A 12,399-nucleotide genomic window follows, 5' to 3' on the forward strand; every position below is an offset into this window, starting at 1 on the left:
GCTCCCGTTGCCACCAGCGTGGTTACTGAACCGTTTCCGGCCCTTTCATATCTCCGCCTGCCCCGTTTTCTGGCAGGATACCCATGCGGCGCGCCACTTCCTGATAGGCTTCTTTTACGTTGCCCATATCGCGGCGGAACCGGTCTTTATCCAGTTTTTCGTTTGTGTGCATATCCCACAGGCGGCAGTTATCGGGCGAGATTTCATCCGCCAGCACAATCTGCATATCTTCGCCTTCCCAGATACGGCCAAACTCCAGTTTAAAGTCTACCAACTGGATGCCAATGCCGCTGAACAGGCCGCACAGAAAGTCATTTACCCGCATGGCCATGCCGGTAATTTCTTCCATATCGTGCGGGCAGGCCCAGCCGAAGGCGATGATGTGGTCTTCTGAAACCAGAGGATCACCCAGCGCATCATTCTTGTAATAGAATTCCACAATCGGGCGTGGCAGGCGCTCACCTTCGGGAATATCAAAGCGCTTGGAAATGCTGCCAGCGGCAATATTGCGCACAACCACTTCCAGCGGAATGATTTCCACTTCCTTCACCAACTGCTCACGCATGTTGATGCGGCGGATAAAGTGCGTGGGAATGCCAATTTCCTGCAACCGCAGCATCAGAAATTCACTGATACGGTTGTTCAGAACGCCTTTCCCGGTAATTACGCCGCTTTTTGCGCCGTTCCCTGCTGTGGCATCATCCTTGAAATATTGCACAAGGGTGCCAGGTTCGGGGCCTTCAAAAAGGATTTTGGCTTTACCTTCATAAAGCTGACGCCGACGGGCCATGATGATCCTTACCTGTCGAAAAAGGGTAAGCCAGTTCGGGCAGAACTGGCTATTATTCAAGGGGCCAGCCAGTACGGCCCCTTATATGCTAAATATGGTTCATAGCAGGCTTCCGGGTAGGAAGATATATCCTGCTATGACAAGGGAGCCTGCTTACTGGCGGGGCCCTGTTTCACCAAAGATTTTTTCGTACTGGGTATCCAGCGCCTTCAGGTGCTGGCGGCTATCCATTGCCGCGTCCAGAACGTCTGGAGAGATACGGCCAGAAATTTCCGGATCTGCATCCAGATTTTCACGGAAAGTTTTGCATTCTGGCGTGCCCAGTTTGGTCCATGTTTCCATGGCATTACGCTGCACGATCCGGTAGGCATCTTCCCGCGAGAGGCCAGCTTTGGCCAGAGCCAGAAGCACTTCGCCGGAATGTACCACACCGCCAAGGCTTTCAATGTTAGCGGCCATGCGGTCTGGATACACCAGCATTTTGGAGATCATGCCGGACAGGCGCACAAGGGCAAAATCCAGCCCGATTGTGGCATCTGGGCAGATGTTTCGTTCTACAGAAGAATGGCTGATATCGCGTTCATGCCACAGTGCTACGTCTTCCAGTGCCGGAATAACGGCGGCCCGTACCAGACGAGCCAGCCCCGTAAGGTTTTCGGTCAGCACCGGGTTGCGCTTGTGCGGCATAGCGGAAGAGCCTTTCTGGCCCTTATGGAAGAATTCTTCTGCTTCACGCACTTCAGAACGCTGGAGGTGGCGTACTTCAATTGCCAGACGTTCAATACCGCTGGCAATAACAGCCAGAGCACAGAAATAAGCAGCATGCCGATCACGCGGGATAACCTGCGTAGAAACGGTTTCCGGTTTCAGGCCCAAGCGTTCTGCCACGTAGGATTCAACGCGTGGGTCTAGATGTGCATAGGTGCCAACAGCGCCAGAAATAGCACAGGTGGCAATTTCAGCGCGTGCGGTTTCAAGCCGTTCTTTGTTACGGGCAAATTCTGCGTAATGGCCAGCCAGCTTTAGCCCGAAAGATGTGGGTTCGGCATGAATGCCGTGGCTGCGGCCAATGGTGAGAGTGTGTTTGTGTTCGAAAGCGCGTGTTTTCAACGCATCCAAAACACCATCCAGATCTTTCAGCAGCAGGTCTGTTGCCTGCACAAGCTGCACGGCAAGGCAAGTATCCAGCACATCGGATGATGTCATGCCCAAGTGCACAAAGCGGCTTTCAGGGCCAACCTTTTCTGCCAGCCATGTCAGAAAGGCAATAACATCATGCCGGGTTTCGGCTTCAATTTCATCAATGCGGGCCAGATCGGCATCAGAAAAAGCGGCCATTGCGGCATCGCCCTTTTCGCGCACCACCTTGGCGGCTTCCTTGGGCACGGTGCCATATTCAGCCATGGCTTCACACGCCAGCGCTTCAATTTCAAACCAGATGCGATAGCGGTTTGTGGGAGACCAGATGGCGGCCATGACGGGGCGAGTATAACGCGGCACCATAACGCAGAATTCCTTAACCAAAAAAATAAAGCCAACAGGTGGCGTCTCTCTAGCGGATTTCGTGCCTTTCGTCTGCCCGCAAAGCGGAAAACTTTGACTTTTTGTGTTCCTTCCCGAAACTGCCGCCTTTTCGGGCGCATTTTGCCCCTTGTTTTTCGAATCGGAGCTTACGTGAACGGCTTTCTAGATTCCTTCAGCCTGACAGCATTTGTCGCCTTTTTGCAGGTTGTGCTGATTGATGTGACACTGGCGGGAGATAACGCCGTTGTTATTGGTATGGCGGTGCGGTCTCTTTCTGGCGCACAGCGGCAGAAAGCTATTCTTGCCGGTGTGGGGCTGGCGGCCATTATCCGTATTTTGCTGGCTCTGGTGGCTGTGCGGCTGTTGGAGATTGTGGGCCTTACGCTAGCCGGTGGTTTTTTGCTGCTTTGGGTATGCTGGCGCATGTACCGCGAAATGCGGGAAAACCACGCAAATGACGATACAGGCCCCGCACCCCCAGGAAGTTTGGGGAAGGCTATTTTCCGTATCCTGATAGCAGATTTATCCATGAGCTTGGATAACGTGCTGGCTGTTGCCGGTGCTGCGCGAGAGCATCCGGCTATTTTGATAGCAGGCTTGGCTCTTTCCGTACTGCTTATGGGGTTGGCGGCTTCTGTTATTGCGCGCTTGCTGGATAAATATAAGTGGATTTCCTGGGTTGGCCTGCTGATTGTTCTGGCTGTTGCCATAGAACTGATAGTTAAAGGTGGTGGCGAAGTTTGGGGACATTTGCCCCACTGATTTTTGGGCAGTGCGGAAAGCACTTGCCAACGTGCGGGAAACGCGCTGATTCTGCGGTATGAGACGTTTTGCGATTTCTTACCGATACCGCCTTGTGGCGGCTGTTTCTCTGGCGTGTGTGGGGCTGAGCGCCTGCTCGTCTCCCTCGTCAGAACAGCAAGGAGCTTCTGAAAACCGTTTGGCATGGCCAACGGAGCAGCAGGCCGCCCAAGGCACGCCCCCTACAAGTGATGTTGCCAGCCGGTTGACTGTTTGGCTGGGGTTGGTGAAATCCTCGCAGAACAGTGCGCAGGCTTATGCTGATTTTCTGCAAACGCGTCCAGTATGGCCCCGCTGGCAGTTGTTGACATCGCGCATGCAACTTGCTTTGGCCAAGGAAACAGATCCGGCAGTGCTGGCCCGGCTATGCGCTTCGCAAAATCTGACATACGGCCCAGCGCTTGTGCAATGTGCCACACAGGTTCCGGCTTCGGCAGATTTAAGCAAACGTTTGAATACAGAAGCCGCACAGGCATGGGCAAATGGCAACGATGCCAGTTCCGCAGCCGCAGCTTTGCAAAGCAATTTTGCATCTGCCATCACGCCAGAACGTTCTTGGTTGCGGTTTGATCGTGAAGAGAAAAATGGGCTGGTAGCGGCTGCCAAGCAAACCTTGCCCTATCTTTCTGCCCAAAAACAGCCACTGGCACAGGCCCGCTTAGCTTTCCGTGCAGATGACCCAGCAGCAGAAACACTGGCCGCTGCCCTACCCGCTAACCAGCGGTCTGATCCGTACCTTATTCTCGATCATGCGCGCTGGCTGCGCAAACAACAGCGTTATGATGAAGCTGTGGCGCTATGGAAAAGCGCTGGGGCAGAGGCTGAACGCAGCACACATGGTGCCTCATTCTGGCGAGAGCGGGATACGCTGGCGCGTGAATTGATTCAGGCTGGGCGTGCCGCAGATGCTTTTGCTGTAGCAAATGATACAGCCACAACACCAACAAACAGGCTAGATGCACAGTTTCTTGCCGGGTGGATTGCCCTGCGCCTTCAGCATGATCCTGCAACGGCAGAAACTTTTTTCCGTCCACTGGCTCAGTCCACTGCGCTTATTACACGGAGCCGTGGCTTTTACTGGCTTGGGCGTGCACGTGCCGCAGCGGGGGATTCCGCTTCAGCCCATGCAAATTGGCAGCAGGCCGCTGCCCTGCCCGGAACATTTTATGGGCAAATGGCTGCGGCTGCGTTGGAAGGCCGCAATAACGTGCTGCTAGACCCAGCCAATGTGCCAGAGGAAACGCGCACACGCCTTAAAGCGGAGCGTGACCCAGAAACAACCACATCGGAAGATGTTTACGTTTCTGGCAGTGAACTGGCGCAGGCTGCACAGATCCTTGTTTCATGGGGAGATCGCCCACATGCGCGAGACTTCATGAACATGCTTGAACAACAGGTTACAAGCACGCCGCAGCGTCTGGCGCTTTCCTCTTTATCTGCTCAGTTGGGATTGCCGGATATCGCTGTAACAGTCTCCCGCCATGCGGGGCGCGATGGTGTCTTTCTGCTGCGCTCTGGTTGGCCACTTCCTTATACGCCGCCATCCAGCACTTTGCCCGCCGGTGTGGCGCTCGGCCTGATGCGGCAGGAAAGTAACTTTAATCCCGATGCCATTAGCCCTTCCAATGCTATTGGGCTTATGCAGCTTAAACCGTCCACTGCGGGAGATATGCTGCGCGTAACGGGCCTACCTGCCTCTGCGGCAACGGCTGCCGGGCTGCATGACCCAGAAAACAACATGAAGTTGGGCACAGCTTATCTGGAGCACATTCAGTCTCGTTTTGGGGCGGTGGTGCCGTATATGGCCGCAGCCTATAATGGTGGGCCTACCCGTTTGGCGCGTTGGTTAAACACAGCCGGTAACCCAGCCCAGAACGGCGCTTCTGCCGAAGAGATGATCGATTGGATTGAGAGCATTCCCTATTCCGAAACACGGAATTACGTGCAGCGTGTGTGGGAAAACATGACCATCTATGTGGCATTGGGGAACAAGTAAAATGGACATCGCACGGCTGATTGCAACATTTGGTGGTTGCGGGCTTTCACCCCGCGCGCCGGGTACGGTTGGTTCCTTGGTGGCATTAGTGGTGGGGTTGCCTTTGCTAAAGCGCCCTCGCCTTTTGGTGGCAGGTATTGTTGCGGTAACTGTGGTGGGCTGGTGGGCCACAAAACGCAGCGGCAAAGGCGAAGATCACAGTTGGATTGTAATTGATGAAGTGGCCGGAATGTGGATAGCCTTGCTAGCCTGCCTGCCAAAAACAGAGGAACAGGCCCGTGAAAAATGGTTCTGGATGTACCCTTTGCTGGCGTTTGCCTTTTTCCGCTTGTTTGACATTACAAAGCCCGGTCCGGTTGGCGTGCTGGATAGACGGCACGATGCCATAGGTGTGATGGGGGATGACGTGATTGCAGGCGCCATGGCCGCGTTATGTGTAAGAGGCGTGCGTGCAGTTGTGGGGCGCGCATCACACTAAGCGGAAGGTTTTTTGGTAATGTCTGCGACTAATGCTTCTTTTTCAGAGTTTTCTGTACTGGCGGCTGCTGAGCGCACCCTCTTTCGCTTGCGGCAGGTAGATGGGCATATGGTTACAGCGGAAAGCTGCACTGGCGGTTTGGTTGCAGCAATGTTGACGCATTTTCCCGGTTCTTCCGATGTAACGGAAGGCGGGTTTGTAACGTATTCCAATGCCATGAAGCAAAAGGTGCTGGGGGTTCCGGCCAAAATATTGGAAAAGCACGGAGCCGTAAGCGCGCAAACTGTGGAAAAAATGGCCGAAGGTGCCTTAAAGGCTTCACCCATTGCTTCTATCTCGGTGGCTATTTCCGGTATAGCTGGGCCAGATGGGGGATCAGCAGAAAAACCCGTAGGGCTTGTATGGTTTGCAACGGCTATGAAAAATGGCGCTGTTATCTCGGATAAGCAGGTTTTTTCTGGCAGCCGGGAAGATGTCAGAGCGCAAGCGGCACAGCATGCGTTTGAGTTGATTTTGCAGCGTTTGAGCTGAAATTTGCAAAAAAATACTGCTGCCGAAACAGATGTCGGCAGCAGTATCTATGTTCACATTACTGAACCGGAACAGGTGCCGGCAGTGGGGCATTTGTTGGAACTGTAGCTGTAGGCGCTGTAGGCAGAGCTGGTGCTTTTACGCCTGTGCCAGCAGCCACCGGAGCCGGAATACCAGGAGCAGACACACTAGGTGCTGTAAGCACAGGTGCGGATGGCGCCGTTACGGCAGGTGCTGCGCCAGCAATGGCCGGAACCTGATTGTTCTGTGCCGCAGCCAGGCTTTTGGCATTTAGATCAGCTGTTTCGGCATCACCATTGTTCTGTGCAGATTTTTCACCTGCGGCACATTTGCCTTTTAGGCAATGTTCATGATGGTGATGTGCATGCATGCCGTGATGCGTTGCGGTTTCAGCAGCCAGAGCTGGCGCAACAGCCAGAGTTGCAGAAGAGGCCAGCAGAGCTGCTGCGAAAAGTTTTTTCATATGGATATATTCCTTAATAAGGTTGAATCGCCTTGTCACAGGCAATTCCCATATTCCACAATAGGTTACAGAAAATTGCCTGCGTGCATCATAAGCAGGGTTTCAACCGAAACAAAGGATATAAACCAAAGAAAATATCCACTCTGCTTTCAGGTGGCAGGGTGTTCACTGGTACAGGTTGTTGTTGTGTTGGTGATGGGCGTTTGTGGCGGCCCATATACTTCGCGCGCGCGCTTGATAAAGGCAGAAACCATCAGCCGTGTGGCTTCTGTAAACACCACGCCAATAGCGGCCTGCAAAATGCGCGAACGGAATTCAAAATCTACAAAAAATTCTACAAGGCAACCTTCGGGCGTTGCAGTGAATTTCCAGATATTGCGCAAATACCTAAAAGGCCCGCGCTCATACCGAACAGTAATGGATGATGGGCGGTCTAGCGTAACGCGCGATGTAAAACTTTCCCGGAATGGGCCAAAACCAATGGTTAAGTCCGCAACCAGTTCTGTAGCGGTGCGCGTGCGCACTTTGGCTGCAACGCACCAAGGCAGAAACTTGGGATAATGACCAACATCGGCAACAAGATCAAAAATCTGATCCGGGCGATAAGGTAAAACACGCTTTTCTGCGTGCTGTGGCATTACTGATCCTCCTTCAGGCGGGCATTGCGTGTTTCACGCAGTGCGGCAAAGTCGGCATCGGCATGGTAGGAGGAGCGCGTAAGTGGGCTGGAACTTACCTGCAAAAAGCCTTTTACGCGTGCCATTGTGCCGTAGTCCTCAAACTCTGCCGGGGTAACAAAACGTGCAACTGGGGCATGTTTGGCTGTTGGTTGGAGATACTGGCCCATTGTAATAAAATCTACATCTGCCACGCGCAGATCATCCATGACCTGAGCGAGTTCCATCTTTTCTTCCCCCAAACCAAGCATGAGCCCAGATTTGGTAAAGATGGACGCATCAAGCTGTTTAACCCGATCCAATAAGCGCAAAGATTGGTAGTAACGCGCCCCCGGCCGAATGGTCGGATACAGGCGTGGCACGGTTTCCAAATTGTGGTTGAAAACATCAGGTCGTGCTTCAACAACCACTTCTAAGGCATTCTTTTTACGCAAAAAATCAGGTGTCAGGATTTCGATGGTTGTTTCTGGCGCCGCTGCACGAATAGCATGAATAACGCGGGCAAAATGGTGCGCGCCCCCATCTTCCAGATCATCCCGATCTACCGATGTAATAACCACATGCCGCAACCCAAGGCGCGCCACCGCTTCTGCCACACGGGCGGGTTCATCCGCATCCAACGCATGCGGCAGGCCGGTAGTAACATTGCAAAATGCACAGGCCCGGGTGCAGATTTCCCCCATGATCATCATGGTGGCATGGCGTTGAGACCAGCATTCCCCAATGTTGGGGCATGCGGCTTCCTCACACACAGTTACCAGTTTGTTGCTGCGCATAAGCGCACGTGTTTCGTGGTAAATGGGGTGATTGGGCGCCTTAACGCGTATCCAGTCCGGTTTGCGGGCTATGGGGTTGTCTGGCCGATGTGCTTTTTCTGGATGACGCAGCTTATTGGGGCTGCTGCCTCCTGTTCGATGATCAATCACAACGCGAATAGACATATCTTTGCCCGCTTTTGCCAAGGGTTACCACAGAACTGGAACGCTCCTGCCGTGGCGTCAAGGCAGGAACGCGCCATATAGTGTTCTGGCAACATCAAACCCTTGAGATGATACACCAAAACTAGAAGTGAAGCGCTCCATCATAAGCGGCCAGAACAGCTTCGTGCATGGATTCAGAAATGGTGGGATGTGGGAAAATGGTTTCCATCAGCTCGGCTTCGGTCAGCTCTGCTGTGCGGGCAATAACAAAGCCTTGGATCATTTCCGTAACTTCCGCGCCAATCATATGTGCACCCAGCAGCTCACCTGTCTGGGCATCAAATACGGTTTTCACCATGCCTTCTGGTTCACCCATAGCAAGTGCTTTTCCGTTTGCCATAAGCGGGAACTTGCCAACCCGCACTTTATAGCCCGCTTCCTTTGCGCGTGCTTCCGTATAACCAACAGAAGCCACCTGTGGGCGGCAGTATGTGCAGCCGGGAATTTTTGTAATATCAATAGGATGCACGGTTTTGCCAGCAATAGCTTCAACGCACATAACAGCTTCATGGCTGGCTTTGTGCGCAAGCCACGGGGCACCTGCCAGGTCACCAATGGCGTAAACACCGGGCTCACCCGTGCGGCACAGATCATCCGTTACCACATGTGTGCGGTCTACTTTGATCTTGGTGCCTTCCAGCCCGATGTTTTCAACATTGCCCACAATGCCTACAGCAGAAATAACGCGGTCCACGGTAATGGTTTCCGTTTTACCGTCCACTTCTACTGGCACAGTAATATCGTTCTTGCCCTTTTTCAGCGCTCCAACCTTGGCGCTGGTAAGAACACGCATGCCCTGTTTTTCAAACTCTTTACGCGCCAAGGCGCTGATTTCTTCATCTTCTACGGGCAGAATGCGCGGCGCAACCTCCACCAACGTAACTTCAGAACCCATATTGCGGTAGAACGAGGCAAATTCTGTGCCGATAGCGCCAGACCCAATGACCAGTAGCCGTTTGGGCAGTTCATCTGGCACCAAGGCTTCCCGATAAGACCAGACAAGTTTGCCGTCTGCTTCCAGCCCCGGCAGCGCACGTGCGCGTGCTCCTGTGGCCAGAATAACGTGTTTGGCTGTAAGGGTTAGCGGCGCACCACTTTCTGGCTGCACCAATACTTTGCGTTTACTACCGGCAGCAACGCCATCCAGCTTGCCAAATCCTTTAAAAACAGGAACTTTGGCTTTTTTGAGCAGGTGCTGAACACCAGAGGCAAGCTGTTTGGAAACGGCGCGTGAACGAGCAACAATTGCTTTAAAATCAAAGCTTACACCATCCGCCTTAAACCCATATGTGCCAAGGTCATGCAATAGATGGTTGATCTCGGAAGCACGCAGCAATGCCTTGGTGGGGATACAGCCCCAGTTCAGGCAGATACCCCCAAGGTGGTTGGCTTCCACCACAGCAACAGAAAGCTTAAGCTGCGCTGCCCGAAGTGCCGCCACATAACCACCCGGCCCACCGCCAACAACGATGATATCAAAATCAGTCTGGCTCATAATATGCCTGATCCTCAGAAAGCCACGCGGTTAGAGAACGAGTGAGAGCGGAGATTCAACCGCTGCACGGAAAGCAGAAAGCCAGCGGGCTGCCGCAGCACCATCCACCACGCGATGATCAACCGAGAGGGTAACGGTTATAACAGTGGCAATAGCCAGTTCATTTCCTTTTACCACGGCCTGTTTTTTACCCGCAGCAATAGCCAGAATGGCAGCCTGCGGCGGGTTAACAATGGCGGCAAAGTCTTTCACGCCATACATACCCATGTTGGAGATGGAGAATGTACCGCCCTGAAATTCTTCTGGCTTTAATTTGCCAGCGCGGGCGCGGGAAATCAGATCCTTGGCTTCTTGGCTGATGTCTTTCAGGCTCTTGCGGTCTGCTTGTTTGACGATAGGCGTGATCAACCCATCATCCAGAGAAACCGCAACCGAGATATCTGCATCTTCATGCAGGATCATAGCATCTTCGGTGTAGGAAGCATTCACTTCCGGTACCTGCTTAAGGGCAACAGCAGAAGCCTTAATGAGCATGTCATTCACAGACAGCTTAAAGGCATCAGCCCCTTCTGCCGGAGACATGGCATTAAGCTGTGAACGCAAAGCCAACAGCGCATCTAGCTCCACATCTATGGAGACATAGAAATGCGGAATAGTGGATTTGGATTCACTCAGGCGGCGCGCAATAACCTTGCGCATGGTAGTGTGCGGCACAGCACGGCTACCACCAGATGCTGTCGGGGCAGAAGCCACCTGCCCTGCGTCTGGGGCTTTGTTAAGAGCCGCTTCCACATCCCGTTTGACAATACGGCCATTTGGCCCCGTGCCTTTAAGGGCTGCCAAATCAATGTTTTTCTGGCGCGCAATGCGGCGCGCAAGCGGAGAGGCCACAACCCGGCCAACAGGCTTGTTTGCCCGCTGTGCTGGTGCTGCCTGTGTTGCTATAGGAGCAGAAGCAGCCGCAGGCTGTGATGCCGTTGCGGGGGCGGCAGATGCCACGTTATTAGGCGTGTCGATATTGTCTGGTACCGCCTCGCCTTCTTCTACTAGAATGGCGATAGGTGTGTTGACGGCAACACCTTCTGCACCTTCTTGAATAAGAATACGGCCCAGAATACCTTCCTCAATGGCTTCTACTTCCATTGTGGCTTTGTCGGTTTCAATCTCAGCCAGAACATCGCCGCTATTTACGGCATCTCCTTCCTTCTTCAACCAGCGGGCGAGTTTGCCCTCTGTCATGGTAGGAGAAAGGGCGGGCATTAAAATTTCAGTCGCCATCTGTCATTCCCTCACATCAGGCCAAGTGCGGCTTTAACCACATCTTCAGGCTGTGGCAGGGCCAATTTTTCCAGATTGGCGGCAAATGGCATCGGCACATCCACACCCGTTACACGGGCCGGTGGAGCATCCAGCCAATCAAACGCATGCTCGATCACCTGCATGGCAACTTCTGCGCCAATACCTGCAAACGGCCAGCCTTCTTCTACCGTTACCAAGCGGCTGGTTTTTTTAACGCTTTCTACAATTGTGTCTGTATCCAGCGGACGCAGGCTGCGTAGGTTGATAACTTCTGCCTCAATCCCCTGCTTGGCCAGCTCGGCAGCAGCATCCAGCGCTGTGGTGACAGCTATAGAGAACGCAACGATGGTTACATCAGAACCAGCGCGTTCGATCTTGGCTTTACCGATGGGCACAATGAAATCTTCATCAATCGGGCATGGGAATTTGCGCCCGTAAAGAATTTCGTTTTCCAGCACCACAACGGGGTTAGGGTCACGAATGGCAGCGCGCAACAGGCCTTTGGCATCTGCGGAAGACCAAGGCACAACCACTTTCAGGCCCGGCACATGGGCATACCAGCTACCGTAACACTGAGAATGCTGCGCACCCACGCGAGATGCCGGGCCGTTTGGCCCACGGAACACAATGGGGCACCCCATCTGGCCGCCAGACATATACAGCGTTTTGGCTGCGGAATTGATGATATGGTCGATAGCCTGCATGGAAAAGTTCATGGTCATGAACTCAACAACAGGCTTTAGGCCAGTAAGGGCTGCGCCCACGGCCATGCCTGTAAAGCCATGTTCGGCAATTGGCATGTCAATTACGCGCTTATCGCCAAATTCCTGCAACAGGCCTTGGGAGATTTTGTAAGCCCCCTGATACTGGGCTACCTCTTCACCCATCAGGAAGACATCTGGATCATGCCGTAATTCGGCGGCCAGTGCATCACGCAGGGCTTCACGCACAGTGATTTCCTGCGTTTCACCCCAGTCTTTTTCTTCTTCAACCGGCGTGGAAACTGGTGCGGCAACAGAGGGTGAAGACTGTGGCGCGGAGGCGGGTTCTGTAACAGCTACGTTTTTAGGTGTATCGATATTATCGGGCACCGCTTCACCTTCTTCCACCAGAATGGCGATAGGTGTGTTTACGGCAACGCCTTCTGCACCTTCCGGTGTTAGAATGCGGCCCAGAATACCTTCCTCAATGGCTTCTACTTCCATTGTGGCTTTATCGGTTTCAATCTCGGCCAGAACGTCACCGCTATTTACGGCATCTCCTTCCTTCTTCAACCAGCGGGCGAGTTTGCCTTCTGTCATGGTAGGAGAAAGGGCGGGCATTAAAATTTCAGTCGCCATGTTT

The 12,399-nt window shown here is 53.3% G+C and carries 12 protein-coding genes; 4 read left to right on the forward strand and 8 right to left on the reverse strand.

Annotation, left to right across the window (positions count from 1 at the left end; genetic code table 11):
* Nucleotides 1–22: 22 nt before the first annotated feature.
* Both purC and purB read right to left on the reverse strand, forming a co-directional pair.
* A complete protein-coding gene (purC, locus tag WG31_RS06540) occupies nucleotides 23–790 on the reverse strand; it encodes a phosphoribosylaminoimidazolesuccinocarboxamide synthase (RefSeq protein ID WP_003630621.1) in 768 nt (255 codons plus the stop codon).
* Nucleotides 791–943: 153 nt separating this feature from the next.
* A complete protein-coding gene (purB, locus tag WG31_RS06545; RefSeq protein WP_012812894.1) occupies nucleotides 944–2,293 on the reverse strand; it encodes an adenylosuccinate lyase in 1,350 nt (449 codons plus the stop codon).
* Between the two features lie 171 nt (nucleotides 2,294–2,464).
* Between purB and WG31_RS06550 the strand changes: the two genes are divergently transcribed.
* Genes WG31_RS06550 through WG31_RS06565 form a run of 4 tightly spaced genes read left to right on the forward strand, consistent with a single transcriptional unit; the run spans nucleotide 2,465 to nucleotide 6,120 of the window.
* The gene (locus tag WG31_RS06550; RefSeq protein ID WP_063354901.1) at nucleotides 2,465–3,076 is read left to right on the forward strand and encodes a TerC family protein; all 612 of its coding nucleotides are present in this window, start codon (nucleotides 2,465–2,467) and stop codon (nucleotides 3,074–3,076) included.
* 58 nt (nucleotides 3,077–3,134) lie between these two features.
* Nucleotides 3,135–5,111 carry a lytic transglycosylase domain-containing protein gene (locus WG31_RS06555; protein WP_063354002.1) on the forward strand — a complete coding sequence of 659 codons (1,977 nt, stop codon included), beginning with the start codon at nucleotides 3,135–3,137 and terminating at the stop codon, nucleotides 5,109–5,111.
* A 1-nt stretch (nucleotide 5,112) separates the two neighbouring features.
* Entirely contained in the window at nucleotides 5,113–5,589 is a 477-nt protein-coding gene (locus WG31_RS06560) for a phosphatidylglycerophosphatase A family protein (protein ID WP_063354003.1), read from the forward strand.
* An 18-nt stretch (nucleotides 5,590–5,607) separates the two neighbouring features.
* Nucleotides 5,608–6,120 carry a CinA family protein gene (locus WG31_RS06565; protein ID WP_063354004.1) on the forward strand — a complete coding sequence of 171 codons (513 nt, stop codon included), beginning with the start codon at nucleotides 5,608–5,610 and terminating at the stop codon, nucleotides 6,118–6,120.
* A 58-nt stretch (nucleotides 6,121–6,178) separates the two neighbouring features.
* Here the strand turns inward: WG31_RS06565 and WG31_RS06570 are convergent, their stop codons facing one another.
* The 6 genes from WG31_RS06570 to WG31_RS06595 form a co-directional block, all read right to left on the reverse strand.
* A complete protein-coding gene (locus tag WG31_RS06570; protein ID WP_035351380.1) occupies nucleotides 6,179–6,604 on the reverse strand; it encodes a hypothetical protein in 426 nt (141 codons plus the stop codon).
* Nucleotides 6,605–6,753: 149 nt separating this feature from the next.
* Nucleotides 6,754–7,242, reverse strand: coding sequence for a type II toxin-antitoxin system RatA family toxin (locus WG31_RS06575; RefSeq protein ID WP_006115282.1), 489 nt, complete (start codon nucleotides 7,240–7,242; stop codon nucleotides 6,754–6,756).
* Nucleotides 7,242–8,222: a lipoyl synthase gene (gene lipA / locus WG31_RS06580; RefSeq protein ID WP_035351710.1), complete on the reverse strand. Its 981-nt coding sequence runs from the start codon at nucleotides 8,220–8,222 to the stop codon at nucleotides 7,242–7,244. Before lipA ends, WG31_RS06575 begins: the two co-directional genes overlap by 1 nt.
* 121 nt (nucleotides 8,223–8,343) lie before the next feature.
* Nucleotides 8,344–9,756 carry a dihydrolipoyl dehydrogenase gene (gene lpdA / locus WG31_RS06585; protein ID WP_063354005.1) on the reverse strand — a complete coding sequence of 471 codons (1,413 nt, stop codon included), beginning with the start codon at nucleotides 9,754–9,756 and terminating at the stop codon, nucleotides 8,344–8,346.
* A gap of 30 nt (nucleotides 9,757–9,786) precedes the next feature.
* A complete protein-coding gene (locus tag WG31_RS06590) occupies nucleotides 9,787–11,034 on the reverse strand; it encodes a pyruvate dehydrogenase complex dihydrolipoamide acetyltransferase (RefSeq protein WP_063354006.1) in 1,248 nt (415 codons plus the stop codon).
* An 11-nt stretch (nucleotides 11,035–11,045) separates the two neighbouring features.
* On the reverse strand, nucleotides 11,046–12,395 hold the full coding sequence (locus WG31_RS06595; RefSeq protein WP_035351377.1) for a pyruvate dehydrogenase complex E1 component subunit beta: 1,350 nt from the start codon (nucleotides 12,393–12,395) through the stop codon (nucleotides 11,046–11,048).
* Between the last annotated feature and the right edge of the window lie 4 nt (nucleotides 12,396–12,399).

It is taken from the genome of Acetobacter oryzifermentans (assembly GCF_001628715.1).
Taxonomy (GTDB): Bacteria; Pseudomonadota; Alphaproteobacteria; order Acetobacterales; family Acetobacteraceae; genus Acetobacter; species Acetobacter oryzifermentans.

What these genes read in the sequence shown, in the direction of transcription:
- WG31_RS06565 (WP_063354004.1), top strand. Translation starts at nt 5,608, where the DNA reads ATGTCTGCGACTAATGCTTCTTTTTCAGAGTTTTCTGTACTGGCGGCT.
- WG31_RS06595 (WP_035351377.1), bottom strand. Translation starts at nt 12,395, where the DNA reads ATGGCGACTGAAATTTTAATGCCCGCCCTTTCTCCTACCATGACAGAA.
- purC (WP_003630621.1), bottom strand. Translation starts at nt 790, where the DNA reads ATGGCCCGTCGGCGTCAGCTTTATGAAGGTAAAGCCAAAATCCTTTTT.
- lpdA (WP_063354005.1), bottom strand. Translation starts at nt 9,756, where the DNA reads ATGAGCCAGACTGATTTTGATATCATCGTTGTTGGCGGTGGGCCGGGT.
- lipA (WP_035351710.1), bottom strand. Translation starts at nt 8,222, where the DNA reads ATGTCTATTCGCGTTGTGATTGATCATCGAACAGGAGGCAGCAGCCCC.
- WG31_RS06570 (WP_035351380.1), bottom strand. Translation starts at nt 6,604, where the DNA reads ATGAAAAAACTTTTCGCAGCAGCTCTGCTGGCCTCTTCTGCAACTCTG.
- WG31_RS06575 (WP_006115282.1), bottom strand. Translation starts at nt 7,242, where the DNA reads ATGCCACAGCACGCAGAAAAGCGTGTTTTACCTTATCGCCCGGATCAG.
- WG31_RS06590 (WP_063354006.1), bottom strand. Translation starts at nt 11,034, where the DNA reads ATGGCGACTGAAATTTTAATGCCCGCCCTTTCTCCTACCATGACAGAG.
- WG31_RS06555 (WP_063354002.1), top strand. Translation starts at nt 3,135, where the DNA reads ATGAGACGTTTTGCGATTTCTTACCGATACCGCCTTGTGGCGGCTGTT.
- WG31_RS06560 (WP_063354003.1), top strand. Translation starts at nt 5,113, where the DNA reads ATGGACATCGCACGGCTGATTGCAACATTTGGTGGTTGCGGGCTTTCA.
- purB (WP_012812894.1), bottom strand. Translation starts at nt 2,293, where the DNA reads ATGGTGCCGCGTTATACTCGCCCCGTCATGGCCGCCATCTGGTCTCCC.